This is a genomic window from Marivivens sp. ABH4_498 (assembly GCF_056160585.1).
This window is the reverse complement of sequence record NZ_JBSWXL010000001.1, coordinates 708,114-733,684: the sequence shown is the minus strand read 5'-3', so window position 1 is coordinate 733,684 and position 25,571 is coordinate 708,114. Positions and strand designations below refer to the sequence as shown.

The window sequence follows — 25,571 nt, the reverse complement described above, 5'->3', positions numbered from 1 at the left end:
AGCGCAAGAGCGCGACGGAGGAATCATGTATCACATCACCGGCGACGTCTTGATCGAAGACGAATTTCTGCGCGACGGATTGCAGAACGAAAAACGCATTTTTTCCATCGACGAAAAACTGTCGTTCATCGCGGATCTGGAAAACGCAGGCGTCAAACGCATTCAGGTCGGTAGCTTTGTTCACCCCAAATGGGTGCCGACAATGGCGGACACCGATGAACTGTTTACGCGGATTACGCCAACCGATGGTGTGACCTACACAGCCCTGATCCTGAACAAAGCGGGTCTGGATCGTGCGATGGCCGTCGGCGTCAAACACCTGTCGATGTCGGTGTCGGCGTCCGAAACCCATTCGATGAAAAACCTGAACCGCACGGTGGCAGAGGCACGCACGAAAATGATGCCCACCATCGAAAAAGCGTTGGAAGAAGGTATTCAAGTGCGCGCCGGTATCCAGTCTGCATTGGGCTGCGGTTTCGAAGGCGCGATTGATCCGGCGGTCGTGCTGGATATTGCCCGCGATTATTCGGATGCGGGCGTTCACGAAATCAATATTGCCGATACTTCGGGTCTGTCGAATCCGAAGGCTGTTTACGAATTGTGTTCTGCCGTGCGCGATGCCGTGCGTCCTGACGTGTCTCTCTCTCTCCACCTCCATGACACGCGCGGGATGGGTATCGCCAATATGATCGCGGGGCTTCAGGCCGGCGTTCGTATTTTTGACGCGGCACTGGGTGGTCTTGGCGGATGTCCATTTGTCCCCAAGGCCACCGGAAATATCGCCACCGAAGACGCCGTTTTCACATTGTCCGAAATGGGCGTGGAAACGGGTATCGACTGGCGCGCTCTGAAACCGTCCGTTGCCCGCGCCGAAACGCTGCTGGACCGCCGCCTGCCGGGGCGGATGGGGCATATCAACCAACCCGGTGATCCACTTCCAACCGAAGGAGCCTGCGCATGAGCCGACTGTTTTCACTGGAATATCTGACCTGCCCGGGTCTGAACCCTGTCGAGCTGACCCATTGCGCAGCCGACGCGGGTTACGACGCGGTTTCCTACCGTCTGATCCATATGGGCGTTGCAGGTGAACCGGATTGCGATCCATGCAGCCCGAAAATGGTGCGCGACACCAAACAAGCGCTGGCTGATCGCGGTTTGCAGGCATTTGACGTCGAATTGGCGCGCATTCTGCGTGACCACGATCCGCGCGAATACGAACGTGCGTTCGCTGCGGGCGCTGAGTTGGGCTGTACACAGGCGATTTCGTCGGCATGGACCGATGTGCGCAACGACGGATCGTTCGTTGTCGAACAGTTCCAGCGTATCTGCGAAGTGGCGCGCCCTTACGGCATCACCGTCAATCTGGAATTCCCTGCGTTTTCGCGCCTGACCTGTCTGGACGATGCGTTGGGTATTTTGCGCCGCGCGCAATGCGAAAACCAAGGCGTATTGGTCGATACCCTATATCACCATTTCAACGGCGGCACCGCCGAAGAGCTGCTGTCCGTTCCTGATAAATGGATCAATTTCTTCCACGTTTGTGACACCGATCACGTGGCTTATGCTAAGGACGAAATGATCCACATCGCACGCGATGCCCGTCTGTATCCGGGCGAAGGCGTGATCGATTTTGCTGCCCTCGCGGCGGCAATCCCTCATGCGCATGTTGCAATCGAACTGCCCAACTTGGCCCGTCAGGCCGAACTGGGCGCTGTTGAACATGCCCGCCGGTGCCTGGAGGGCGCCAAACGTTTTTTTAGTCAACCAGCGCAGGAATCCACCTGCGCTGAGCAAGCCGCTTAAGACCAAGGAGGCCACTTAATGGCTCGTGAAATTACACAAGAAGAAATCGCTATTGCGGACGAAATGATCGTTCGTGCACGTGCGGCGATGGAAGAAATCAAAGACTACGATCAGGCACAAGTTGACCGTCTGGCGCAGGCTTTGGGCTGGAACTGCGGCAACGAACAAACCTTTGTTCGCATCGCGCAAATGGGCGTTGATGAATCCGGCATCGGTGACCGTGCTGGTCGCGCTGGCAAGCGTTTCAAAATCCTGGGCGTTCTACGTGACGCGCTGCGCGGTAAATCCGTGGGCGTTATCGAACAGGACGACGTCAAAGGCCTGACCAAAATCGCGAAACCAGCAGGCGTTATCGCGTCGCTGATCCCAACCACCAACCCAGAACTGACACCTCCGGTAACCGGCATCTACGCAATCAAATGTAAAGACGCTGTTATCTTCTCGCCTCACCCACGCGCGAAAAAGACCACGTTCGAAATGGTCCGCGTTATGCGTGAAACTCTGGCGAAACTGGGCGCTCCACGCGACCTGTTCCAGTGTGTTGAAAACCCATCGATCCCTCTGACCAACTATCTGATGGGCGCATGTGACCTGACGATGGCAACCGGCGGTAAACCAATGGTTCAGGCGGCATATTCGTCGGGCAAACCTGCCTACGGCGTTGGCGCTGGTAACTCGACCATGGTTATCGACGAAGATGCAGACATCGCAGAAGCAGCCATGAACAGCCGCATTTCGAAAACTTCGGACTTTGGTTCGGGCTGTTCGGCAGACGGCAACCTGATCATCCACTCGAAAATCTACGACGAGATGAAAGAGGCGCTGATCAAAGAAGGCGGTTACCTGTGTAACGCAGAAGAAAAAGAGCTTCTGCAAAAAGCACTGTGGACCGAAGAAGGCGGCCGCCGCATCGAAACCGTTGCGATCGCTGCGCAGAAAATCGCAGAATTCGCAGGCTTTGAGATCCCAGAAGACCGTAAATTCATCATGGTCGAACAAGAAGAGATCGGAAAAGAGCACAAATTCTCGGGTGAAAAACTGTCTGTCACCATGGCGCTGTACAAAGCGGCTGATTTCGATGACGCGATGGCCAAAGTGCGCGCGATCTACGACGTAGCAGGCAAAGGCCATTCGTGTGGTATCTATTCGTTCAGCGAAGAGAACATCATCAAACACGCAATGAACGCACCTGTTTCGCGCGTTATGGTTCGTCAGCCTCAGTCCAAAGCGAACGCTGGTTCGTTCGAAAATGGCATGCCAATGACATCGTCGCTGGGTTGCGGTATCTGGGGTGGCAACATCACCAACGAAAACGTCAACCTGAAACACTACATGAACGTGACTTGGGTTGCGCGTCCGATCCCTGCTGACCGTCCATCCGACGAAGAGCTGTTCGGCGAATTCTACAACACAGAGGTGATGTAAGAATGGTTACCAAGAACATCGAGCCAGGTAAGGACCTGATTGCAAATCAGCTGTGCCGTTACCTAGAGGGCCGCGGCGTCGAACATATCTTCGGCCTGTGTGGTCACACAAACATCGCTGTTCTGTCGGCGCTGGCGGAGTCGTCCATCGACTTCGTCAACGTTCGCCACGAACAAATTTCGTCGCACGCAGCAGACGGTTACGCACGTGTCACCGGCAAAGCGTCGGTCGTCCTGTCGCACCTGTCGCCTGGTCTGACCAACGCGGCAACCGGTGTTGCGAACGCGGCGCTGGACTGTATCCCAATGGTCGTGATCGCAGGTGACATTCCGTCGTACTACTACGGTAAACACCCCCACCAAGAGGTGAACCTGCACGCCGACGGTTCGCAGTACGAAATCTACCGCCCGTTCGTGAAACGTGCATGGCGTGTGGATACCCCTGAACTGCTGCCAGAAATTATGGAAAAAGCGTTCCAATTGGCCGAAAGCGGTCAGCCGGGTCCGGTTCTGGTCAACGTGCCGATGGATTACTTCTCGGCTCAGGTTGAAAACACCCTGTGGGAAAAGCAGAACGCCAACACCAAAGCGCTGAAGAAACCATCGATCGATGACGAAACCGCGCGCGAAATCATTCAGGCTCTGCTGGATGCAGAACGCCCAGTGATCTACGCAGGCGGCGGCGTTGCGCTGGCACGTGCATGGGACGAATTGAAAGAGTTCGTTGACCACCTGCAACTGCCTGTTGCGCATTCGCTGATGGGCAAAGGTTGCGTGCCTGATGACCACCCGCTGGTTCTGGGCATGACTGGTTTCTGGGGAACTTCGTTCACCAACCAACAGACCCTGAACGCTGACTGGATCATCGGTCTGGGTTCGCGTTTCAAAGAAGCTGACTGTTCGTCTTGGTATCCTGAATACACGTTCAACATCGGCGAAGGCGCGACCAAACTGATCCACATCGACATCGAAAGCCAAGAGATTGGCCGCAACTACCCAGTTGAAATCGGTGCCGTTGCTGATCTGAAAGCCGCGCTAAAGGTTCTGAACCGCGTTGCCAAAGAAATGAAACCAGAAGGCGTTCAGCGCCCAGAGCTGGTTCAGGCGATTGCTGATTTCCGTGCAGAGTTCAAATCCAAGAACACTGAAATGCAGAAATCGGACGCATTCCCGATGATGCCAGAACGTATTCTGGCTGACCTGCGCGAAGCGATGCCTCGCAACGCCTATCTGACCTCGGACGTGGGTTGGAACAAAAACGGTGTGGCGCAGCAGTTCGACATCTTTGAACCAGGTTCGATCCTGATCCCGGGCGGTTTTGCGACCATGGGCTTTGGTCCTGGTGCGGCTGTCGGTGCACAGGTTGCAGCACCTGATCGCGTTGTCATTTCGCTGGTTGGCGATGGCGGCTTTGGTCAGAACCCTGCGGTACTGGCAACGGCTGCGGCTGAAAACCTGCCTGTCATCTGGGTTGTTATGAACAACAACGCATTCGGCACCATCGCAGGTCTGCAAAAAGCGCACTACGATCTGACCTACGGCACCACCTTTAACAAGGCGGATGAAGTACTGGAGCAGACCCCAGACTATGCGGCAATCGCACGTGCCTATGGCTGTGTCGGCGTTCGCCCTGCATCGGCGGCTGAATTCAAACCAGCCCTAGAAGCAGCGATCGCATCGCGCAAACCAACCGTGATCGATATCGCGATGATCAACAACCCGACCCCAACTTCGGGCCACTGGAACATCTTGGATATCTATTCGCCAGAAGGCGGCGTAGGCCACGTATCGACCGACTAATTTCGGTCTAAAAACAACGTTGCGGCGTGCAATTCGGGGTGACTTTGGCAGGTGCTAGAGTATGCTCTGAACTGCGCGCCGCGCGGCATTTTAAAGGTGAGACGATGAAAACTTCGATTGCGACTGTGTCCATTTCCGGCGACCTGATCGAAAAGCTGACCGCGATTTCTAACGCGGGGTTCGACGGCATCGAAATTTTCGAACAGGACATCATCACCTTTGACGGATCGCCTCGTCAGGTCGGCGAACTGGCCAAAGAATTCGGTTTGACCATCGATCTATTCCAACCCGTCCGCGATTTCGAAGGCATGCCCGACGGCCTGCGCCAAAAGGCGTTTGATCGCGTTGAACGCAAATTCGATCTGTTGCAGGAATTGGGCACCGATCTGCTGCTCATTTCGTCCTCGACCCATCCAAAGGCGTTGGGCGGTGTGGATCGTCTGGCGGCGGATTTCGCCGAACTGGGCGAACTGGCGGCAAAACGCGGTGTGCGCATCGGCTACGAGGCCCGTTCGTGGGGCACCTATGTGTCATCGCACCTAGACGCATGGGAGGTCGTGCGCCGCGCTGATCACCCGAACGTCGGTATCATTCTGGACAGTTTCCACACGCTGGCCGCAGGTCACGACGTGGACAGCATCCGCCGTATTCCCGGTGACAAAGTGTTCCACGTCCAACTGTCGGACGCGCCGAATATCGACATGGATCTGGAATATCTGTCCCGCCATTTCCGGTCTATGCCGGGCGAAGGCGATCTGGACATCGTATCGTTCTTGGGCGCTGTGATGGACACAGGGTATAACGGCCCGCTGAGCCTAGAGATTTTGAACGACCAATTCCGCGGCGGGAACCCGCGGATCATCGCCAATGACGGTCAGCGGTCGTTGATCGCGTCGATGGATGCGCTGCGCCGCACGGGGCAGGAATTGACCGTCGATCTGCCTGACATGCCTGCGCCTGTCGCGCTAAAGGGTGTCGAATTCGTTGAATTCGCCGCAGACGAGGCAGAGGCGAAAGTGCTGGGCGGTATGCTGACCACCTTGGGCTTTGCCCATGCGGGGCAGCACATCAGCAAAAACGTTAACCTGTACCGTCAGGGCGATATCAACATCGTCATCAATACCGAACAAGAAGGCTATGCCTATTCCGCCTATGTGACCCACGGCACCTGCGTTTGTGATGTGGGCCTGCTGGTGGATGATGCACAGGCCGCGAAAACCCGCGCGAACGCTTTGGGCGCAAACCTGTTTTCGCAGCGGCGCGGGGCAGGGGAATTGGATATCCCAGCCGTGCGCGGCGTGGGCGGCAGCGTTCTGCACCTGCTGGACCACGGCGCCGAACTGGGCAAAGTCTGGGAGGCAGAGTTCACCCAACTAAACGCCGATACCAAAGGTGCAGGTCTGACCCGCATCGACCATCTGGCCGAGTCGATGAAACACGAAGAGCTGCTGACCTGGACCCTGTTCTATTCCACCATCTTTGATCTGGACCGCACGCCGATCACTGACGTCGCGGACCCTGGCGGCGTGGTGCATTCGCGCGCGCTGCAGTCATCAGATGGCGCGTTCCGTCTGACCATGAACGGCGTGGATACCCACCGTACCTTTGCTGGGCGTTTCTTGGCCGACAGCTTTGGCAGTTCGGTCCAGCACGTCGCGTTTGGCACGGATGATATCTTTGCAACTGCGCAGGCGCTGTCGGACAACGGGTTCGAACCTTTGCCGATTTTCGAAAACTACTATGCAGATCTGGACGCGCGTGGCGTTTTGGATGACGCGACGATGGACCGTCTGAAACAGTTCAACATCATGTATGACGAAGACGAACAGGGCGGATATTTCCAGATGTATTCGAAACCCTATGGCAACGGTTTCTTCTTTGAAATCGTGCAGCGGACAGGCAAATACGGCGGCTACGGCGCGCCAAATGCGCCCTATCGGACCGCAGCGCTGAAACGTCTGGCGCGGGATATTAGCATCCCGACGATGTAAGAATCGTTAACGAATGCCTAAATTCGTCGCCTATATAGTGGTTGTGCACAGGATATTTCCCTAGAGTTTGGGTTATCCCCAATATTTTGCTTTACACCGAATCACTTCCGAATCACCATGGTTGGTAGAGGCGGACGTGATTTTGGGGCCTCTGCAAAACGCAACTAGCGTTTCGGTCGCTGCCAATCGCCGAACGCTACAGCGCATGAGGCCGAGCAAATGGCACTGACAGAGCAGTATTTCGACAACGGCGATATTCACCCGATTGATGTCGTTGAAAATCTAGCAAATTTCCATGAATGGGAATTCGACCGTATCGCGGACGATCAGATTGCGATGCAAGTCGAAGGCCTTTGGCGCACCTATTCGATCACCTTGGCGTGGTCGGCTTATGATCAGACACTGCGGTTGATCTGCAGCTTTGAAATGGAACCACCTGAACACCGCATCCCGCACCTGTACGAGGCGCTGAGCCGCGCGAATGATCAATGCTGGTCAGGTAATTTCACGTGGTGGGGCGAACAGCAGTTGATGGTGTATCGCTATGGTCTGGTTCTGACCGGCGATCAAATCGCATCGCCTGAACAGATTGATACGATCATTGGGTCGGCTGTGGTGAACAGCGAACGGTTCTATCCTGCGTTCCAATTGGTCACTTGGGCCGAACGCACTCCCAAAGAGGCGATGGACATCGCCATGAGCGAAGCTTACGGCACCGCCTAAATCAAACAGCTGGGCGGGAAACCTGCCTGCCCGCTTGCAGTCCTATTCCCCGCGTCCTACCAATTGGGCAAATGACTATGGGGATTGCCATGAATATGGATGATGTGGCCCGTCGCGGGCTGGTTTTGCTGGGATGCGGGAAAATGGGATCGGCGATGCTGGCCGGTTGGTTGCGGTCTGGGCTGCCGGCAACGTCGGTCTGGGTGAATGATCCCCATCCCAGCGATTGGTTGACCCAGCAGGGCGTGAACATCAACGCGGTTCTGCCTGATAGCCCTGCGATCGTTTTGGTCGCCGTGAAACCCCAAATGATGGCTGATGCGCTGCCGACCCTGCGGTCGTATGGCAATGGCGACACTGTGTTTCTGTCGGTTGCTGCGGGCATCACCATTGGCACCTATGAAACCATGCTGGGCGCTGAAACGCCGATCATCCGCGCTATGCCCAACACGCCTGCCGCCATCGGGCGCGGTGTGACGGCGATTGTCGGCAATGCGCAGGCGTCGGCGGATATGATGGATCTGGCGGACAACCTGCTACAAGCCATCGGTCAGGTCGTTCGACTGGAATCTGAATCCCAGATGAGCGCGGTCACAGCGATTTCCGGCTGCGGCCCTGCCTATGTGTTCCACCTGATCGAAGCGATGGCAGCTGCGGGCGAAAAGGCGGGCCTAGCCCCTGAATTGGCCATGCAGTTGGCCAAGGCAACCGTGGGCGGCGCAGGACAATTGGCCGAAGACGCAGACGACAGCCCAACGCAGTTGCGGATCAACGTGACGTCCCCGAATGGCGTGACGTTCGAGGCGCTAAAGGTGCTGATGAACGAAACCGATGGGTTCCCAGTGTTGATGGACCGCGCGGTTCAGGCCGCCGTTCAGCGCGATCAGGAATTGTCGAATGGCTGAGATTGATTTCGACGATTTCCTAAAGGTGGATGTACGGGTCGGCCGCGTTGTGCGCGCCGAACCCTATCCCGAGGCGCGAAAGCCAGCGATCAAAATGTGGATCGATTTTGGCGATGAGATTGGGGAAAAACGGACCTCGGCGCAGGTGACGAAACACTATGACCCTGACATGCTGATAGGGAAACAGGTGATGGCTGTGGTCAATTTCCCGCCCCGCCAAATCGGCAAATTCATGTCCGAAGTTCTGGTTCTGGGGCTGCCCGATGAAAACGGCGATATCGTGCTGGTCGGCCCCGATCATGGCGTACCCGTAGGAGGCCGTCTGCATTGAAACTGTTGATCACCCGCGCCCTAGCGCAGCCCGTTCTGGATCAAGCGGCACAGCTGTTTGACATGACGTTGAACGAAAACGGTCCTTTGTCGGCGGACGCAGCCCGCGCTGCCATGATGGAATACGACGCGATTTTAGCGACCTTGTCCGATGATTTTTCCGCTGCTGCGTTTGATGGCGATCTGCGGTGCAAGATGCTGGGGAATTTCGGGGTGGGGTATAACCACATCGACACGGACGCCGCCGCAAAGGCTGGCGTGATCGTGTCAAACACCCCTGATGTGTTGACCGATGCCACGGCGGATACTGGCCTGACGTTGCTGTTGATGGCCGCCCGCCGCGCTGGCGAAGGTGAACGGATGCTGCGCGCTGGCCAATGGCAGGGGTTCGGTCCTGCGGTCGGTTTGGGCACCCAAGTGACCGGCAAAACCGTGTCGATCATCGGCATGGGGCGTATCGGTCAGGCCGTGGCGCATCGTTGCCACTATGGCTTTGGTATGGATGTGATCTATTACAACCGCAGCCGCAAAGATGTTGCCGTCCCAGCGCGTCAGGTCGATACGTTGGAACAGGCAATGAACGCCGATTTTGTGGTGGTGACTGTCCCTGGCGGGGCAGAGACGCGACAGTTGATTGATAAAGACGCCTTGGCCGCGATGCCCGAACATGGGATTTTCATCAATATCGCGCGCGGCGAAGTCGTGGACGAGGACGCATTGATCGACGCGTTGGAGGCCAAAACAATCCGCGCGGCGGGGCTGGACGTTTACGTCAATGAACCCCACGTGCCCCAGCGTCTGATTGACCTAGAAAACGCGGTTCTGTTGCCGCACATCGGATCCGCAACGGTCGAAACGCGTCAGGCGATGGCCCAGATGGCATTGGACAACATCGTTGCATGGTCCAAAGGCCAAATGCCGCCCCAAAAGGTCAATTAACAGCAGTCGCCGACAGCCTCGCGCCAATGTTTGCGGCATAGCGAAACATAACGGTCGTTACCGCCAATCGACACCTGATCGCCTGCGGTGACGACATTTCCGTTTTCGTCCTTGCGGATAACCATCGTGGCCTTTTTTCCGCAGTGGCAGATGGTGCGGACTTCGCGCATTTCGTCGGCTAGGGCCAATAGAGCCGCAGAGCCTGGGAAAAGTTGCCCCAGAAAATCAACGCGCAACCCATAGCACATGACCGGCACTTTCAGGTCATCGACGGCGCGGGCCAATTGCCAGACTTGGGTTTCCGTCAGAAATTGGGCTTCGTCGACGAAAATACAGGCGCAGGGCCCAGCGTTCAGGCGCGCCTGAATTTTTTCAAACAAATCATCGTTTGCGGAATAGGTATCGGCCTTAGCCGATATTCCGATGCGGCTGGCAATCACGCCTTCGCCCGCGCGATCGTCCATTTGCGCGGTTAGCAAATAGGTCTGCATCCCGCGTTCGATATAGTTGTAAGACGCCTGAAGCAGGATCGTAGATTTGCCTGCGTTCATCGTCGAAAAATTGAAATACAGCTTTGCCATATCGCAGGAATAATCGGCCTATGGCCCCGAATTCAAGTGCAGAAAAAATGGCCAGAGACGGTGGTGCGAGGGTCGGCGCAGGATGCCAAACGACGCGCAGGATGGGGACACTATCCCTGGCCAATGCAGCGAAAAAAACGCGCTGCAACTCGGAAACACAATAAAAACGCAATGGGGTATGCGCTTAACTGTAGGTTTTAAATGACATTCTTTGCATATTTGTTTAATGGGAAACTGTAGGTGGTTTTCCCCAGTGGACGGGGGCCATCATGTTTTTGGGGAAAACAGTACGTTGAATAGCTATCTGAAGAAACATACCGAAGCTTTGGTTAAGGACGTCGGAATCGAGGCAGCTTGCCGATTGACCGGTAAATCCAAAGCAACTTTGGGGCGTTATTATTCCGAAGCGGATGAACATTCCGACCGATACATTCCGGTTGATGCAGTTGCAGCCCTAGAAGCCGCAGCATCTTACCCACATGTCACATCGGCATTGGCAGAGCTGAAAGGCGCATCCATTTCGTTGGATCAGTCGCCTTCGAACAGCAAAAGCGGCGGCATTAATTCGGATGTGATCGCGCTAAGCCAACGATTTGCAATGCTGATGGCCGAATACAACCAGTCGATCGAAGACGGTGTGATTTCCATCAACGAAGCAAAACGCCTGCTGCGCGAAACGGTTGCCCTGCAAAAGGTGCTGATCGAAATGAAACTGCACCTAGAAGACGAAGCAGTTTAATTATTTACGGCGCAGGATGACCGAACCGACGGAATAACCTGCGCCGAACGAACAGATCAGACCGGCATCGCCAGACGTCAGATCGTCAGAATATTTATCAAACGCAATGATCGACCCTGCAGACGATGTGTTGGCATAGTCTTGTAAGATGTTGGGCTGTTCGCCGTCCTCTGGTGTGCGGCCCAGAACCTTTTTCCCGATATAGTCGTTCATGGTTTTGTTGGCCTGATGCAGCCACAGGCGTTTCAGATCGTCCGCTGCGATGCCTTCGTCTGCCATGTGGTCGGCGATGTGGGCGCTGACCAAAGGCAGCACCTCTTTGAATACTTTGCGGCCGTTTTGCATGAACCGCATGTCTCGGCGGTCGTCCATGGCGTCACGGGTCGGGCGCAGGAACCCCATGTTATTGCGAATGTTGTTCGAAAATTTCGATGCGCAGCGGGTGGACAGCACGCTGAAACCGTCCTGACCTTCGTCGCGTTCCAGAATGACAGCCGTCGCCACATCGCCAAAGATGAAATGGCAATCGCGGTCGCGCCATTCCAAATGACCCGATGTGATTTCAGGCGAAATGACCATCGCGCGGCGCACCGATCCTGCGCGGATCATGTCAGCGGCGGTTTGAATGCCGAAAGTCGCCGATGAACAAGCCACGTTCATGTCAAACGCCATGCCGCCCGCGCCCAGCAGGTCCTGAATTTCGACGGCCATCGCGGGATAGGCGCGTTCCATGTTGGACGCGGCACATAGGATCAGATCGATATCTTCGCCTTTTAACCCAGCACGGTCCAATGCGATCTGTGCAGCCGCAACGCCCATTTCCGCCATCATCGACGGCGCGTCATCGCTGCGTTCAGTGTAGCGCGGATACATGCGGGTCGGGTCCAGAATGCCGTCTTTGGTCATCACGTAACGGCTTTCGATGCCGGATGCTGCGACGATGAATTCAGAACTGGAATGGGGGACCGCCGCACGTTCGCCCGCAGCAATCGCATCGGCGTGTTGTTCGTTTTGCAGATCTGCATAGGCATTGAACGCCTGCACCAATTCGTCGTTGGAAATGGCATGTGGCGGCGTGAAAACGCCGGTGGCAGTCAGAACAACACTATGCATTGGGGCCTCCTTCGCAGTGCATGGATTTTGTGCGCTAACGAAGGGATTGTCCATAACGTCGCAGGGCGGACGTGACGTAACGAAAAGGCCGGTCACAGGGACCGGCCTTTTGTATGTGATGTGCTGTGCGCTTAGCTTTGCAGGCTGCGGACGGTTAGGTCGTCTTCGTCGCGGGCTTGCATGGCCTGTGCGGCGGCTTGGGCGCCTGCTGCGGTGGTGAAGTACGGGATCTTGTCGTACAGCGCGACCGAACGGATTTCACGGCTGTCTGTGACCGCTTGTGCGCCTTCGGTGGTGTTGAACACCAGATCGATTTTCCCGTCTTTCAGCAGGTCCACAATGGTGCGGCCGCCTTCGTAGACTTTGTTCACGGTTTCACACGCAACGCCGTTTTCCGACAGGAACGCAGCGGTGCCGCGGGTGGCCTGAATGCCAAAGCCCAGATCGGTCAGCGTTTTCGCGGCTGTGACCATGTCTGCGGTTTTGTCGTCGTCGCGGATCGAAATGAACACGTTGCCTTCGGTCGGCAGGTGCGTGCCTGCGCCCAGCTGTGCCTTTAGGAACGCGCGGCCAAACGAACGGTCCCAACCCATGACTTCACCGGTCGAGCGCATTTCTGGGCCCAAGATGGTGTCAACGCCAGGGAAACGTGCGAACGGCAGAACTGCCTCTTTCACGCTGAACCATGGGGTGTTCGGGTCGGCCAATTCGAACGGGTTGTTGCCTTTTTCAGGGGCATCAGCCGCACGCAGAGGGAAGTTCGACAGCGGTTCGCCCGCCATCAGACGTGCCGCGATCGATGCAACCGCGCTGTCCACAGCCTTGGCCACGAACGGAACGGTACGCGATGCGCGTGGGTTCACCTCGATCAGGTAAACGTCGCCGTCTTTGACCGCGAACTGAACGTTCATCAGGCCTTTGACTTGCAGCGCCAGTGCCAATTCTTTGGTCTGGCGGCGGATTTCGGTGACGATGTCCGCTGGCAGAGTGTGGGGCGGCAGACAGCAAGCCGAGTCGCCCGAGTGAACGCCGGCTTCTTCGATGTGCTGCATGATGCCTGCAACGTGGACGTTTTCGCCGTCGCATAGTGCGTCGACGTCAACTTCGGTTGCGCCCGACAGGTAGCTGTCTAGCAGAACAGGGCTGTCACCCGACACAACAACCGCTTCGTTGATGTAGCGTTCCAGCTGCGCCTGATCGCGCACGATTTCCATCGCGCGGCCACCCAGAACGTAGGATGGGCGGATCACCAGTGGGAAACCGATTTCAGCCGCGATTTTGAACGCTTCTTCGTCGGTGGACGCGATGCCGTTGACTGGCTGTTTCAGGTCTAGGCGGTTCACCAGATCCTGGAAACGTTCACGGTCTTCGGCCAGGTCGATCGCGTCTGGCGACGTACCAAGGATCGGGATGCCAGATTCTTCCAATGCGTTTGCCAATTTCAGCGGGGTCTGGCCGCCGAACTGAACGATCACGCCGTGCAGGTTGCCGTTTTCCTGTTCTACGCGCAGGATTTCCATCACGTGTTCGAACGTCAGCGGTTCGAAATACAGACGGTCCGAGGTGTCGTAGTCGGTCGAAACGGTTTCTGGGTTACAGTTGATCATGATCGTCTCGTAACCCTGTTCGGTTAGCGAGAAACACGCATGACAGCAGCAGTAATCGAATTCGATACCCTGACCGATACGGTTTGGACCACCACCCAAGATGACGACTTTCTTACGGTCGGTCGGGCGGCTTTCGCATTCAACGTCGCCCATCGCTGGGGCTTCGTAGGTCGAATACATGTACGGGGTCTGCGCTTCGAACTCTGCCGCGCAGGTGTCGATGCGTTTGAAGGTTGCCACAACGCCCAGATTCTGGCGTGCGCGGCGCACGTTATCTTCGTCGCGGCCTGTTAGTTTCGCCAGACGCGCGTCGGTAAAGCCCATCATCTTCAGCTTGCGCAGGCCTTTTTCGTCGACAGGCAGGCCGTTTTTACGAATGTCTTCTTCGGCGTCGATGATTTCGCGGATGCGGTCAAGGAACCAAGGATCGAACGACGTGATCGCCTGAATTTCGTCGTTGGTGAAACCGTGACGCATCGATTGCGCGATGGTGCGCAGGCGGTCAGGGGTCGCTTTGGAAATCGCGGCGGAAACAGCAGCTTTGTCTGGTGCGCCCGGGATTTTGACTTCGTCGAAACCGGTCAGGCCCGTTTCCATCGATGCCAATGCCTTTTGCATGGATTCGTGGAAGGTTCGGCCAATCGCCATTGCCTCGCCCACGGATTTCATCGCGGTGGTCAGGTATGGTTCGGAACCTGCAAATTTTTCAAACGCGAAACGTGGGATTTTAGTGACCACGTAGTCGATTGTTGGTTCGAACGACGCTGGGGTCACTTTGGTGATGTCGTTGTCCAGTTCGTCCAGCGTGTAACCAACAGCCAGTTTCGCCGCGATTTTCGCGATTGGGAAACCGGTTGCCTTGGACGCCAGAGCCGACGAACGCGACACGCGTGGGTTCATTTCGATCACGACCATACGGCCGTCTTTGGGGTTAACGGCCCACTGAACGTTCGAACCACCAGTTTCCACGCCGATTTCGCGCAGGACCGCGATCGATGCGGTGCGCATGATCTGGTATTCTTTGTCGGTCAGGGTCAGTGCAGGCGCCACAGTGATGGAATCGCCTGTGTGAACGCCCATCGGGTCCACGTTTTCGATCGAACATACGATGATCGCGTTGTCTGCTTTGTCGCGGACAACTTCCATTTCGTATTCTTTCCAGCCCAGCAGGGATTCATCGACCAGGATCTGACCCACTGGCGATGCGTCCATGCCCGAACGGCAATAGTGTTCGTATTCTTCGCGGTTGTATGCAACGCCGCCGCCTGTGCCGCCCAAAGTGAACGCAGGACGGATGATCGCAGGCAGACCGATTTCTTCCAGTGCTTCCATCGCGATGGCCAGACCGGCCTTTAGGTCTTTTTTGCCGTTGGCATCAACAGGCGCGGTGACGATGGTCGCTTTGGGGTTTTCGATGCCCAGACGGTCCATCGCGTCGCGGAACAATTTGCGGTCTTCGGCCATTTCGATGGCTTCGCGTTTTGCGCCGATCATTTCGACGTTGTATTTTTCCAGAACGCCCATGTCGGCCAGTGCCAGCGACGTGTTCAGGCCCGTTTGGCCGCCCATGGTTGGCAGCAACGCATCGGGGCGTTCTTTTTCGATGATTTTCGCAACGACCTCTGGGGTGATCGGTTCGATGTAGGTCGCGTCAGCCAGACCTGGGTCGGTCATGATCGTCGCAGGGTTCGAGTTTACCAGAATAACGCGGTAACCCTCTTCGCGCAGCGCCTTACAGGCCTGTGCGCCAGAGTAGTCGAATTCACAAGCCTGACCGATAATAATCGGCCCCGCTCCGATGATCATGATCGACTGGATGTCGGTTCTCTTCGGCATAGGACCCTCATATGTTTTTGGCAGCAGAAAACAGAGCGCGTGCGGCGCTCAAATTGTTGGGCGTTATAGGCATCGAACGGCGCGGCGCAAGGGGCTAATGCGCATGTTCCCCGTTTTCGGCCCAGTTTTCGCACCCAGCGTAAATGTGACGTGATTATTCGCAATAAAATTCCAAAACCGACGGGCCGCGCGGGCAAAAAAATTGCAGGTGTCGGCCATTGATAACGCCGCATCGCGTTTCATTTCCGTCATCAACAGAATCGGTTCGGACAATTGCGGTTGTGATTTGCGCGATTATCTGGTGTCACGATGCCAAACCCAACTAGGACGCATAGATTGCAGCGATGAAGATCTATTTTGACAAAGGCCCAAACGGCACCGCCGCCCAGTTTGATGCGCCCGATCAGATCATCGAAGCATGGACACCAGGCGACGTTCCTGCCGCATTTGCGGCGCTGGCGGATGCGGACGGATGGCTGGCGGGGTACTGCAGCTATGAACTGGGCTACGCGTTAGAGCCGAAGCTGGCGGACCTGATGCCAGCGGATCGAAACCTGCCGTTGTTGCGATTTGGTGTGTATTCGGGCTGGTCCGATGGTGCATTGCCGGATGCGGGCGGCGATATCGGGGCGCTGCGCCCTGTTTGGTCGCAATCGGACCATGCGGATGCCATAAAACGTGTGCGGGACTATATCGCGGCTGGCGATATCTATCAGGCAAATCTGACCTTTCCGATCGAAACCACCGTGTCGGGCGATCCTGCCGCGCTCTATGCCCTTTTGGCCGCGCATCAGCCCGTTGGCCACGGCGCGTTTGTGCAGCAAGACGGCCCCACGATCCTATCGCGGTCGCCCGAACTGTTTTTCCGCACCACGAACGGCGTGATTGAAACGGCTCCGATGAAAGGCACCATGCCGCGCGGCGCCACCCCGCAAGAGGACGCCGCGAACAAAGCGTTCCTATCGTCGGACGAAAAGAACCGCGCCGAAAACCTGATGATCGTGGATTTGCTGCGCAATGACATCAGCCGCGTGTCAAAGGCTGGTTCGGTTAAGGTGCCCGACCTGTTCCACGTCCAGACCTTTGCGACGGTGCATCAAATGATCAGCCGTGTGCGGGCCGAACTGAATGACGGCGTGACGTTGCCCGATATCCTGACCGCGCTGTTCCCCTGCGGGTCGATCACAGGCGCACCCAAAGTCCGCGCGATGGAGGTCATCCGCGAACTGGAACCCGCGCCGCGCGATATTTATTGCGGGTCGATCGGGTGGTACGCACCCAGCGGCGACAGCGAATTTAACGTGGCGATCCGCACCCTGACCGTCGATGGGGACCGCGCCACGCTGAATGTTGGGGGCGGCATCGTCTGGGATTCCCGCGCTGCCGACGAATACCAAGAGGCCCTGTGGAAGGCCCGTTTCGCGCAGTTTTAGTATAAGTTTCGCCGCGAATGACGCGGCTTTGCTTGACATCTGGGCATGAACGCTGTGTATCGGCTCGAAACCCCGAAAACCCTAAGGGATATTGAATTCATGCACGCCTATCGCACACACAATTGCGCTCAGCTGACCAAAGAAAACGTTGGTGAAACCGTCCGTCTGTCGGGCTGGGTCCACCGCGTCCGCGACCACGGCGGCATTCTGTTTATCGACCTTCGTGATACATACGGCGTTACGCAGGTTCTGTGTGACCCTGACAGCCCTGTATTTGCAGAGGTCGAAAAGGTCCGCAGCGAATGGTGTATCCGCATCGACGGCACCGTCAAAGCACGTGATCCTGAACTGGTGAACCCGAAACTGCCAACCGGCGAAGTCGAGGTTTTCGTTCGCGATATCGAAATTCTGGGATCGGCTGGCGAACTGCCGCTGATGGTGTTCGGCGATCAGGAATACCCAGAAGAAACCCGCCTAAAATACCGTTATCTGGACCTGCGCCGCGACGTGATGCAGACCAACATGAAAATGCGTTCGGACGTTGTGCGTTCGATGCGCGAACGCATGTGGAACAACGGTTTCCGCGAATTCCAGACGCCAATCATCACCGCATCGTCCCCAGAAGGCGCGCGCGATTTCTTGGTGCCTTCGCGTCTGCACCCAGGTAAATTCTATGCGCTGCCTCAGGCTCCTCAGCAGTTCAAACAGCTGATCATGGTGTCGGGCTACGACAAATATTTCCAGATCGCGCCTTGTTTCCGCGACGAAGATCCACGCGCTGACCGTTCGCCAACCGATTTCTATCAGTTGGACATGGAAATGTCGTTCGTGACCCAGCAAGATATCTTTGACACCATTTCCCCAGTTCTGGCTGGCGTGTTCGAAGAATTCGGCGGCGGCAAAAAAGTCGATAACCCAGCAGAATGGCCACAGATTTCGTACCGTGACGCGGCGCTGTGGTACGGTTCGGACAAACCTGACCTGCGTAACCCGATCAAGATGCAGGTTGTTTCCGAACACTTTGCAGGGTCTGGTTTCGCGATCTTCTCGAAACTGCTGGAACAAGAAGGCACCGAAATCCGTGCCATCCCTGCGCCCAAAGGCGGCAGCCGCAAATTCTGTGACCGCATGAACGCGTTCGCACAGAAAGAGGGTCTGCCTGGTATGGGCTACATCTTCTGGCGCGATCAGGGCGAAGGCATGGAAGCTGCCGGTCCATTGGCGAAAAACATCGGCCCAGAGCGTACCGAAGCGATCCGTCAGCAACTGGGTCTGGGCGTTGGCGATGCTGCGTTCTTCTTGGGTGGTAAACCCAAAGCGTTCGAATCCGTTGCAGGCAAAGCTCGTAACGTCATCGGCGAAGAACTGGGCCTGACCGACAAGGACCGTTTTGCATTCGCTTGGATCGTGGATTTCCCGATCTACGAAAAAGACGAAGAAACCGGCGACATCGATTTCGAACACAACCCGTTCTCGATGCCTCAGGGCGGTATGGACGCGCTGATGGGCGACCCGCTAGAGGTCAAAGGCTATCAGTACGATTTGGCTTGTAACGGCTACGAACTGGTGTCGGGCGCGATCCGTAACCACAAACCTGAAATCATGGTCAAAGCGTTCGAACTGGCTGGTTACGGCGAAGAAGAGGTTAAGAACCGCTTTGGTGCGCTGTTTAACGCGTTCCACTACGGCGCTCCTCCGCACGGTGGCTGTGCTGCGGGTATCGACCGTATCGTCATGCTGCTGGCTGAACAGTCGAACATCCGCGAAGTCATGATGTTCCCAATGAACCAGCGCGCCGAAGACCTGATGATGAACGCGCCTAGCGCGCCGCAAAACGAACAGCTGCGCGAACTGTCGCTGCGTGTGATCCCACAAGAAGACTGATCACTTTTCCGCTGATTTCAAAGGCCGGTAGGGAAACCTATCGGCCTTTTTGTTATGTAGTGGTGAATCGTATAAAGGGGGCGGTATGCGCACAGAGGCAGAAATTGCGCAAATTCGGTATGGTCTGGGATTGTCACCGCATGTCACGTCGCCGACTGCGCCAGATGATATGTTGGATCGTTTGACGCGGTTCGATGCAGATGCCGCACGTTTTCCGATCCCGTTGTTTGATGCTGCGCACCCGACATTGTTGGAACAGCGTCTGATGCGCCGTGAACGCAGTGCCGCCGACCAATCCGGTGACCCCGTTGCCATTGCCGAAGTGCAAGCGCGATATCGCGCCCAAAGAAAAGCCCGCCGCGATGCGGAATGGCTGCATTTCCGAACCAACCTAGTGCGCGGCGCATGGACCGAAGATGCGTTTCGCGAACGGCTTGCGCGGTTTTGGGGGGACCACTTTACCGTTGCCTCCCGTGTGCATGAAAGCAGCCATTTGGTTGCGCCCTATATTGAAACAGCGATCCGGCCGAATATGACGGGCCGATTTGCCGATCTGCTGTGGGCCGTTGTGACCCATCCAATGATGATCGGCTATCTGGATCAGGGGCGGTCTTATGGACCCAACAGTGTGCTCGGTCTGCGGCGCGGGTTGGGATTGAACGAAAACCTCGCTCGAGAGATGTTAGAGCTGCACACGCTAGGCATTGACGGCAGCTATGACCAAGATGACGTTCGCGAATTGGCTGAACTGTTGACGGGGCTGACCTATCGCCCTGATCGCGGGCTATATTTTGATGCGGGTCGTGCGGAACCTGGCGCAGAAACTGTTTTAGGCCGCACGTATATGGCCGTTGCGGACATGTCTGTGCTGCGCGCTGCGGTTGATGATATCGCGGCGCACCCCGACACAGCGTTTCACATCGCCCGCAAATTGGTCGTGCATTTCGTGTCAGATGAACCCGATACGGCTTTGGTTGCGGCCATTGCGGGACGTTTTTCCGAAACAGGGGGCGACCTGATGGCGGTCTATGAGGCGTTGTTGACGCATGACGCTGCATGGGAACCAAACGCCCAAAAGGTCAAACAGCCGATGGGGTTTGTCACATCGACGTTCAGGGCGCTGGGCACGGACGCGGACCGAATTTTCAACGCACAGCATACGCATATTAAGAACGGCATTTACGTACCTATGCAGACGATGGGTCAGGAATGGGAACACCCCATCAGTCCCGAAGGTTGGCCCGAAGAGGCCGAAGCATGGGTGACACCGCAAGGCATGGCGGGCCGGATCAATTGGGCGATGACAGCGCCAGAGCGCTGGGTGGATGAATTGCCAGACCCTCGGGACTTTGTGGTGACGGCGCTGGGCAACGGCGCGGATGCTGAATTGCGCTTTGCCGCACATGCCGCTGAATCTGTGCGCGATGGCGTGGGGATCGTTCTGGCCTCTGCTGCGTTTCAACGGAGATGACAATGATTGGACGCCGTGGATTTTTACAACAAGGTTTGGCGCTGGGCTGTTCGGCGGCTGCGTCACCGTTTTTGACGCCGATCGCTTTTGCTTCGGCGCCGTGGAACACGCGGTTGGTCGTGATTGTCCTGCGTGGTGCTATGGATGGTTTGCATATGGTGCAGCCCTATGGAGATCCGGCTTTTGCGGACTATCGACCGAATTTGGCGATGTCGCCCGATCAAGGGGCCTTTGATCTGGATGGATTTTTCGCCATGCACGGTGATTTGGCTCCGCTGTGGCCATTATGGCAAGCGGGCGAATTGGGATTTGTGCACGCCGTATCCACGCCCTACCGCGATAAACGAAGCCATTTTGACGGACAGGATATTCTAGAGGCAGGTGGCTATCAGGTGGGGGATGTCGATGGCGGATGGCTGAACCGTTTGGTATCCCATTTGCCCGCGTCCGATCCGGAAATTGCCTATGCTGTGGGGCGCGAACAGATGTTGATTTTGTCGGGGCAGGCAGACGTGTCCAGTTGGTCGCCCGACGCGACACTATCTCTAAGCCCCCAAGCGCAACGTTTGCTACAGCGCGTCTACGAAGGGGACCCACTATTTGAACAGGCCAGTTTGGACGCGATTAACATCGCTCAGGGGTTAACAGCATCCGATGACATGGCCGATGACGACATGATGATGGGCGGGTCAAATGGGGGGCATGTTGAAATTGCGAAATTTGCGGCGTCTCGGTTGGCGGGCGACGCGCGCATCGCAAGTTTTTCGTTGAATGGCTGGGATACGCACGTCAAACAAAATCGCAATTTGCGAAAATCATTCGCCAATCTGTCTGATGTGATCCTGACCTTGCGGGCCTATCTAGGGCCGATTTGGCAAAATACAGCCGTTGTCGCGATGACAGAATTCGGGCGCACGGTTGCGGAAAACGGGAACCAAGGCACCGACCACGGCACAGGTGGCGCAATGCTTACGGCGGGGGGCGCAATCCGCGGGGGGCGCGTTGTATGTGACTGGCCAGGTTTGGCCGAGGCTGATTTATACGCGCGCCGCGATCTGATGCCGACCCAAGATGTCCGCGCGATTGCAGGTTGGATCATGCGCGGGGCCACAGATGTGCCGTTGGACGTTATTCGTGATGCGGTGTTTCCGGGGGTCGATATGGGCACTGACCCGAAATTCTTTGGCTAATTAGACGCCAGCGATTGTGGCGACCGCTGAATCATCCTGCGCGATGTTGCTGGCGCTGGTGTCAATGACCGCGAAAATCGCAATGGACAGCATGACCAGACCTGCCGACAGCACCAACCAGTCAACCGCGTTGCTGCCTTTGTCGTCGTTCCAGAACCGTTCCATAATTTCGGCCATGTCGCTTTTCCTAGTCTTGGTTGTTCGTCTGATACGTTTGTGACGAAAGACTTGGACGCGTTAACGGACGGTTTGTGCCATTTTTGAGGTTTCGTTCGCCTGATTGGGGCGAAAAAATGACGGCGTTAGTTTAGGCTGTTGTGTTCGGTTTCCAGTAATCGCGTTTCGATTAGGTCCGAAAGAGCACGCATTTGCGGGCCGATAGGTTGGCCGTTTTGACGAAGTGATTGCAATTCATCTAGCGCCTGCAAAATCGGCTGGTCGTCCGCGCATTCTGCAACGCCTGACAGGAATTGATGCACGTAATCAAGCGTTCTGGGGTCCGCGTTTGTTGCGATCAGGCGTGCGATCTGGGTCAGGTCATCGCGATAGGCAATGCGATCTGGCGCTATTGTTGCGGCCGGCAAACGGCGCGGGCCTTTGGGGCGGCGATCCATCGGCATGTGGTCTAAAATGGCGGCTTGAAACGCGGCTAGGCTATTGAAAGGTTTGCACATAAATCCGTCGGCGCCAGATATTTTTGCGCGCATTTCTCCGTCAGGATCGCCGCTGGTTGCCAAAATGGCTTGGACGCGGGGTGTTGCGCGGGATAGTTCGGAAATCAGGTCTTCGCCATATCCGTCGGGCAGCCCCAGATCGATGATCGCAACCGAAGGTCGATAAATCCGCAGGTGTTGGCGCGCGCTGGCAATGCTGTCGGCACGGCGCAACCGCGCGCCCGAACGCGACGCCATCATACGCATCGCTTCGCAGGCGAAACGGCTGTCTTCGACCAATAAAAGTGTGACCCCCATCAGGGGACGTTCCGCGGTTGGTGGGCGGGTCAGTAGAAAATCGTCTTGGGTATCCATAGCGAATCCTCTGGCAGGGGGATTATGGGTCATGATTGCGCAGCTTGGTTGATGATCGGTTAACCTGCGACGCAACGACCGCTTTGCAAAATGCTGCGGGTGCGTAATAAAGTTGCGCAGACATAGGGAGATTCCAAAATGATCGGACGCTTGAATCACGTCGCCATCGCCGTGCCAGACCTAGAGGCCGCATCCGCGCAATACCGTGACACGCTGGGCGCGAATGTTGGCGCACCGCAAGATGAACCAGATCACGGCGTGACCGTGGTGTTCATCGAATTGCCGAATACCAAAATCGAATTGCTGTACCCGCTGGGCGACGATTCCCCGATCAACGGGTTTCTGGAAAAGAATCCGTCGGGCGGCATTCACCATGTCTGCTACGAAGTGGACGATATTCTAGCCGCGCGTGATCAGCTGGTCGAAAAGGGCGCGCGCATTTTGGGCAGTGGCGAACCGAAAATCGGTGCGCACGGCAAACCCGTGTTGTTCCTGCACCCCAAAGATTTTCAAGGCACGCTGGTCGAACTAGAGCAAGTGTGACTTGTCCCGCGATCTAATCGGCGTATGTAACGCGGGGCGGGATATCCGCCCCGTTTGTATTTAGGAGGATCCGATGGCCATAACTTCGGCTTTGGTATTGCTAGCTGTGACTTGGTTCATGACGCTGTTTTGCGTGTTGCCGATGCGTTTAACGACCCAAGGTGAAGCCGGCGAAGTCGTTCCGGGTACACACGCGTCGGCGCCTGCGAATTTTTCGGCAAAACGCACGGCTTGGGTCACCACCCTGATCGCCGTGCCGATTTGGGCGCTGATCACCGGCGTTATCCTTTCGGGCGTCATTAGCGTCCGCGATCTGGATTATTTTCAACGGATGAGCACACCAGAAGTATCGCAGCCAGCGGCGACTGAATAATCAGCGCGCCGCCAGTCGGTGATAAAGGTGCGTAAACGTTGCAGCCCCCAATATCGGGATCAGCAGGTTTAGGATCGGCACCATCAACGGCACGGTCATCAAACACCCAGCGAACCAAATTTGCGCAGAGTAACGTTTGCGCAGAATTTTGGCGCCCTGACGACCTTCGCGGCGCATGGCAGCCAAAGTGAAATATTCTCGGCCCAGAAGAAATCCGTTTAGGCCGACGAAAATTGGAACGGCAAAGATCGGAAATACGATCGACAGCGCGAACGCGATGATGTTTGCCGCAATAAGCACGCCCAGAAAATTCACCGTATCGACCACGCCATCCCAAAAGGATGGGCCAGGCACATCTGGCAGATGCGGATAATGTTTGTGTTCAACGGCTTGGGCAACGTCATCCAAAAATAGCGACGTCATGGCTGATGCCACAGGCACCATCAAAAACACGGACAGCACCATCATCAGGATCAAGGACCCGATGGAAAAGAACCCGTTTAGCCAACCGACCTGACCGACAATGGGCAAGCTAACCGACGATGGGTCGGCCCAGCTGATCAATCCGACCAGCGCCATGTAAATCAGGACCAATAGGCCCAAAGCCAGCCCGATGCCCAAAAACAGAACGCGCTGGAAACGTGAATCCGACAGTTGGGCAACGGCTTTGGCGAAATCGGTAAAAATCATTTCCACGTCACGATGTTGGATAGATCTGGGCGTGGGCGTTCTGGTGGAACCATGGATTCCGTGCCCAGATGGATGATGCCAGCGACCTTTTCATCTGCGGTTACGCCTAACTGATCTGCGACGTGTTGCGGATCGTGGCTGTGCCAGCCTGAAACCCAGCTTGCTGCCCAGCCCGATGCCAATGCTGCATTCACCAACGACAGGCAAGCAGCGCCTGCCGAATATAGCTGTTCAATCTCGGGTACTTTGGCGGCGGGTTTCGGCGAATACACGACCACAACGGCACAGGGCGATTGAGTATAAACACCAGCGGGTTTGTCGATGTTTGCCTGTTCCACGCCCAGACGTTCGCCAGCGGCCTGCAGGGTGTTGGCATAGGCGGTCAACGCCTCATCGCCCAACACAATAAACCGCCAAGGCACCAACGCGCCGTGGTCGGGCGTGCGTGCTGCGGCCGTTAGGATGGTTTCCAATGCTGCGCGATCAGGGCCGGGGCCTTTGATCGTTTTGGCAGGGCGCGAACGGCGGGTGGTCAAAAATTCCATAACAGCATCGTTATGGGCAAGCGGTGCAATTGTTGTGTTGGTCATCGAAATCTCCTGTTGGGCCAGATATCGGGGTTTGATCCAGCAAATTCAATCACTAGCCTGCGCAGTATCGGCGGTCTAAACTAATTTTCTATGACGGACCTGACACATTTTATGAGCTCTGGCGCGATGATCGCTGTGCGCGTGACACCCAAGGCAAGCCGCGACCGTATCACGGTCGAGGGCGATCAGATACGTGTCTACGTGACCGCCGTGCCCGAAAACGGCAAAGCGAACGCAGCGGTCGTGAAACTACTGGCCAAGGCTTTGGGCGTGCCGAAATCACGCCTGACTGTCGTGAAAGGCGTGACATCGCGCGACAAGGTCATCCAGATCGACTGATCAGTCTTTGCGTAGGCGATAGACGCCCTCTGGTAGGTCCAGCGCGGCCTCTAGATCCTGAAGCTGCGAAAACGACAGCGTGATTTTCATCACCTGATCCGTCCGCGCGTCCAGTTGTTCGATTGTAATGCAGTCTTCGAATGCGGATACCGTAATATCCTCTTGAAGGTGGGTGCCGCCTTCGTCGACCAATGTGACGACAGTCGCGTCAAAATCATGCTCGATGGTAAACATAAGGT

Annotated in this window: 25 protein-coding genes; 17 read left to right on the top strand and 8 right to left on the bottom strand. The window is 56.3% G+C overall.

Going from position 1 to position 25,571, the window contains the following annotated elements; genetic code table 11:
* Positions 1-25: 25 nt before the first annotated feature.
* The 9 genes from ACXAGA_RS03765 to ACXAGA_RS03725 all read left to right on the top strand — a co-directional run bounded on the left by ACXAGA_RS03765 (position 26) and on the right by ACXAGA_RS03725 (position 9,915).
* The gene (locus ACXAGA_RS03765) at positions 26-961 is read left to right on the top strand and encodes a hydroxymethylglutaryl-CoA lyase (protein WP_475116160.1); all 936 of its coding nucleotides are present in this window, start codon (positions 26-28) and stop codon (positions 959-961) included.
* Complete coding sequence (locus ACXAGA_RS03760; RefSeq protein WP_475116159.1) at positions 958-1,803, top strand: sugar phosphate isomerase/epimerase family protein; 846 nt, start codon at positions 958-960, stop codon at positions 1,801-1,803. Before ACXAGA_RS03765 ends, ACXAGA_RS03760 begins: the two co-directional genes overlap by 4 nt.
* Positions 1,804-1,821: 18 nt before the next feature.
* On the top strand, positions 1,822-3,228 hold the full coding sequence (locus ACXAGA_RS03755; RefSeq protein ID WP_086451324.1) for an aldehyde dehydrogenase family protein: 1,407 nt from the start codon (positions 1,822-1,824) through the stop codon (positions 3,226-3,228).
* 2 nt (positions 3,229-3,230) lie between these two features.
* Positions 3,231-5,027 (top strand): thiamine pyrophosphate-binding protein, encoded by a 1,797-nt coding sequence (locus tag ACXAGA_RS03750; protein ID WP_475116158.1) that lies wholly within the window; start codon positions 3,231-3,233, stop codon positions 5,025-5,027.
* Between the two features lie 104 nt (positions 5,028-5,131).
* Entirely contained in the window at positions 5,132-7,018 is a 1,887-nt protein-coding gene (locus tag ACXAGA_RS03745) for a bifunctional sugar phosphate isomerase/epimerase/4-hydroxyphenylpyruvate dioxygenase family protein (protein ID WP_475116157.1), read from the top strand.
* A 219-nt stretch (positions 7,019-7,237) separates the two neighbouring features.
* Entirely contained in the window at positions 7,238-7,741 is a 504-nt protein-coding gene (locus ACXAGA_RS03740) for a type III secretion system chaperone family protein (protein WP_475116156.1), read from the top strand.
* An 89-nt stretch (positions 7,742-7,830) separates the two neighbouring features.
* Complete coding sequence (gene proC / locus ACXAGA_RS03735) at positions 7,831-8,646, top strand: pyrroline-5-carboxylate reductase (protein WP_475116155.1); 816 nt, start codon at positions 7,831-7,833, stop codon at positions 8,644-8,646.
* The gene (locus ACXAGA_RS03730; protein ID WP_475116154.1) at positions 8,639-8,977 is read left to right on the top strand and encodes a tRNA-binding protein; all 339 of its coding nucleotides are present in this window, start codon (positions 8,639-8,641) and stop codon (positions 8,975-8,977) included. The genes proC and ACXAGA_RS03730 overlap by 8 nt, the downstream gene beginning before the upstream one ends.
* Positions 8,974-9,915 carry a 2-hydroxyacid dehydrogenase gene (locus ACXAGA_RS03725; RefSeq protein WP_475116153.1) on the top strand — a complete coding sequence of 314 codons (942 nt, stop codon included), beginning with the start codon at positions 8,974-8,976 and terminating at the stop codon, positions 9,913-9,915. The genes ACXAGA_RS03730 and ACXAGA_RS03725 overlap by 4 nt, the downstream gene beginning before the upstream one ends.
* On the opposite strand, the gene ACXAGA_RS03720 is transcribed toward ACXAGA_RS03725, so the two are convergent.
* A complete protein-coding gene (locus ACXAGA_RS03720) occupies positions 9,912-10,496 on the bottom strand; it encodes a thymidine kinase (protein ID WP_475116152.1) in 585 nt (194 codons plus the stop codon). The two genes, ACXAGA_RS03725 and ACXAGA_RS03720, sit on opposite strands and share 4 nt — an antisense overlap.
* A gap of 292 nt (positions 10,497-10,788) precedes the next feature.
* Between ACXAGA_RS03720 and ACXAGA_RS03715 the strand changes: the two genes are divergently transcribed.
* Positions 10,789-11,235 (top strand): hypothetical protein, encoded by a 447-nt coding sequence (locus ACXAGA_RS03715; protein WP_475116151.1) that lies wholly within the window; start codon positions 10,789-10,791, stop codon positions 11,233-11,235.
* On the opposite strand, the gene ACXAGA_RS03710 is transcribed toward ACXAGA_RS03715, so the two are convergent.
* Positions 11,236-12,348 (bottom strand): beta-ketoacyl-ACP synthase III, encoded by a 1,113-nt coding sequence (locus ACXAGA_RS03710; protein WP_475116150.1) that lies wholly within the window; start codon positions 12,346-12,348, stop codon positions 11,236-11,238. It lies immediately after the preceding gene.
* A gap of 131 nt (positions 12,349-12,479) precedes the next feature.
* On the bottom strand, positions 12,480-15,791 hold the full coding sequence (carB, locus tag ACXAGA_RS03705; RefSeq protein WP_475116149.1) for a carbamoyl-phosphate synthase large subunit: 3,312 nt from the start codon (positions 15,789-15,791) through the stop codon (positions 12,480-12,482).
* Positions 15,792-16,135: 344 nt separating this feature from the next.
* Between carB and ACXAGA_RS03700 the strand changes: the two genes are divergently transcribed.
* From ACXAGA_RS03700 to ACXAGA_RS03685, 4 genes are all read left to right on the top strand, one after another.
* Entirely contained in the window at positions 16,136-17,224 is a 1,089-nt protein-coding gene (locus tag ACXAGA_RS03700) for an aminodeoxychorismate synthase component I (protein ID WP_475116148.1), read from the top strand.
* 99 nt (positions 17,225-17,323) lie between these two features.
* Positions 17,324-19,108, top strand: coding sequence for an aspartate--tRNA ligase (aspS, locus tag ACXAGA_RS03695; RefSeq protein WP_475116227.1), 1,785 nt, complete (start codon positions 17,324-17,326; stop codon positions 19,106-19,108).
* An 85-nt stretch (positions 19,109-19,193) separates the two neighbouring features.
* Complete coding sequence (locus ACXAGA_RS03690) at positions 19,194-20,579, top strand: DUF1800 domain-containing protein (protein WP_475116147.1); 1,386 nt, start codon at positions 19,194-19,196, stop codon at positions 20,577-20,579.
* Positions 20,576-21,769, top strand: a complete 1,194-nt coding sequence (locus tag ACXAGA_RS03685) for a DUF1501 domain-containing protein (RefSeq protein WP_475116146.1) — start codon at positions 20,576-20,578, stop codon at positions 21,767-21,769. Before ACXAGA_RS03690 ends, ACXAGA_RS03685 begins: the two co-directional genes overlap by 4 nt.
* Here ACXAGA_RS03685 and ACXAGA_RS03680 read toward each other — a convergent pair whose 3' ends face one another.
* Together ACXAGA_RS03680 and ACXAGA_RS03675 are read right to left on the bottom strand one after the other, a co-directional pair.
* Positions 21,770-21,946, bottom strand: coding sequence for a hypothetical protein (locus ACXAGA_RS03680; RefSeq protein ID WP_475116145.1), 177 nt, complete (start codon positions 21,944-21,946; stop codon positions 21,770-21,772). It abuts the gene before it with no gap.
* Between the two features lie 125 nt (positions 21,947-22,071).
* Positions 22,072-22,797, bottom strand: coding sequence for a response regulator (locus ACXAGA_RS03675; RefSeq protein WP_475116144.1), 726 nt, complete (start codon positions 22,795-22,797; stop codon positions 22,072-22,074).
* Positions 22,798-22,935: 138 nt separating this feature from the next.
* Here ACXAGA_RS03675 and mce point away from each other — a divergent pair, with 138 nt between their 5' ends.
* Together mce and ACXAGA_RS03665 are read left to right on the top strand one after the other, a co-directional pair.
* Positions 22,936-23,340 (top strand): methylmalonyl-CoA epimerase, encoded by a 405-nt coding sequence (gene mce / locus ACXAGA_RS03670; protein ID WP_475116143.1) that lies wholly within the window; start codon positions 22,936-22,938, stop codon positions 23,338-23,340.
* A 73-nt stretch (positions 23,341-23,413) separates the two neighbouring features.
* Positions 23,414-23,713 carry a DUF1467 family protein gene (locus tag ACXAGA_RS03665; RefSeq protein ID WP_475116142.1) on the top strand — a complete coding sequence of 100 codons (300 nt, stop codon included), beginning with the start codon at positions 23,414-23,416 and terminating at the stop codon, positions 23,711-23,713.
* On the opposite strand, the gene ACXAGA_RS03660 is transcribed toward ACXAGA_RS03665, so the two are convergent.
* Entirely contained in the window at positions 23,714-24,403 is a 690-nt protein-coding gene (locus tag ACXAGA_RS03660; RefSeq protein WP_475116141.1) for an EI24 domain-containing protein, read from the bottom strand. It lies immediately after the preceding gene.
* Positions 24,400-24,993 carry a nitroreductase family protein gene (locus ACXAGA_RS03655; protein ID WP_475116140.1) on the bottom strand — a complete coding sequence of 198 codons (594 nt, stop codon included), beginning with the start codon at positions 24,991-24,993 and terminating at the stop codon, positions 24,400-24,402. Before ACXAGA_RS03655 ends, ACXAGA_RS03660 begins: the two co-directional genes overlap by 4 nt.
* A 90-nt stretch (positions 24,994-25,083) precedes the next feature.
* Here ACXAGA_RS03655 and ACXAGA_RS03650 point away from each other — a divergent pair, with 90 nt between their 5' ends.
* Positions 25,084-25,332: a DUF167 domain-containing protein gene (locus ACXAGA_RS03650; protein ID WP_475116139.1), complete on the top strand. Its 249-nt coding sequence runs from the start codon at positions 25,084-25,086 to the stop codon at positions 25,330-25,332.
* On the opposite strand, the gene ACXAGA_RS03645 is transcribed toward ACXAGA_RS03650, so the two are convergent.
* A complete protein-coding gene (locus tag ACXAGA_RS03645; protein ID WP_475116138.1) occupies positions 25,333-25,566 on the bottom strand; it encodes a hypothetical protein in 234 nt (77 codons plus the stop codon).
* Positions 25,567-25,571: the final 5 nt, after the last annotated feature.

Coding starts and splice junctions, on each gene's coding strand:
- ACXAGA_RS03765 (WP_475116160.1), top strand. CDS start 26: ATGTATCACATCACCGGCGACGTCTTGATCGAAGACGAATTTCTGCGC.
- ACXAGA_RS03760 (WP_475116159.1), top strand. CDS start 958: ATGAGCCGACTGTTTTCACTGGAATATCTGACCTGCCCGGGTCTGAAC.
- ACXAGA_RS03755 (WP_086451324.1), top strand. CDS start 1,822: ATGGCTCGTGAAATTACACAAGAAGAAATCGCTATTGCGGACGAAATG.
- ACXAGA_RS03750 (WP_475116158.1), top strand. CDS start 3,231: ATGGTTACCAAGAACATCGAGCCAGGTAAGGACCTGATTGCAAATCAG.
- ACXAGA_RS03745 (WP_475116157.1), top strand. CDS start 5,132: ATGAAAACTTCGATTGCGACTGTGTCCATTTCCGGCGACCTGATCGAA.
- ACXAGA_RS03740 (WP_475116156.1), top strand. CDS start 7,238: ATGGCACTGACAGAGCAGTATTTCGACAACGGCGATATTCACCCGATT.
- proC (WP_475116155.1), top strand. CDS start 7,831: ATGAATATGGATGATGTGGCCCGTCGCGGGCTGGTTTTGCTGGGATGC.
- ACXAGA_RS03730 (WP_475116154.1), top strand. CDS start 8,639: ATGGCTGAGATTGATTTCGACGATTTCCTAAAGGTGGATGTACGGGTC.
- ACXAGA_RS03720 (WP_475116152.1), bottom strand. CDS start 10,496: ATGGCAAAGCTGTATTTCAATTTTTCGACGATGAACGCAGGCAAATCT.
- ACXAGA_RS03710 (WP_475116150.1), bottom strand. CDS start 12,348: ATGCATAGTGTTGTTCTGACTGCCACCGGCGTTTTCACGCCGCCACAT.
- carB (WP_475116149.1), bottom strand. CDS start 15,791: ATGCCGAAGAGAACCGACATCCAGTCGATCATGATCATCGGAGCGGGG.
- ACXAGA_RS03700 (WP_475116148.1), top strand. CDS start 16,136: ATGAAGATCTATTTTGACAAAGGCCCAAACGGCACCGCCGCCCAGTTT.
- aspS (WP_475116227.1), top strand. CDS start 17,324: ATGCACGCCTATCGCACACACAATTGCGCTCAGCTGACCAAAGAAAAC.
- ACXAGA_RS03690 (WP_475116147.1), top strand. CDS start 19,194: ATGCGCACAGAGGCAGAAATTGCGCAAATTCGGTATGGTCTGGGATTG.
- ACXAGA_RS03685 (WP_475116146.1), top strand. CDS start 20,576: ATGACAATGATTGGACGCCGTGGATTTTTACAACAAGGTTTGGCGCTG.
- ACXAGA_RS03680 (WP_475116145.1), bottom strand. CDS start 21,946: ATGGCCGAAATTATGGAACGGTTCTGGAACGACGACAAAGGCAGCAAC.
- ACXAGA_RS03675 (WP_475116144.1), bottom strand. CDS start 22,797: ATGGATACCCAAGACGATTTTCTACTGACCCGCCCACCAACCGCGGAA.
- mce (WP_475116143.1), top strand. CDS start 22,936: ATGATCGGACGCTTGAATCACGTCGCCATCGCCGTGCCAGACCTAGAG.
- ACXAGA_RS03665 (WP_475116142.1), top strand. CDS start 23,414: ATGGCCATAACTTCGGCTTTGGTATTGCTAGCTGTGACTTGGTTCATG.
- ACXAGA_RS03660 (WP_475116141.1), bottom strand. CDS start 24,403: ATGATTTTTACCGATTTCGCCAAAGCCGTTGCCCAACTGTCGGATTCA.
- ACXAGA_RS03655 (WP_475116140.1), bottom strand. CDS start 24,993: ATGACCAACACAACAATTGCACCGCTTGCCCATAACGATGCTGTTATG.
- ACXAGA_RS03650 (WP_475116139.1), top strand. CDS start 25,084: ATGACGGACCTGACACATTTTATGAGCTCTGGCGCGATGATCGCTGTG.
- ACXAGA_RS03645 (WP_475116138.1), bottom strand. CDS start 25,566: ATGTTTACCATCGAGCATGATTTTGACGCGACTGTCGTCACATTGGTC.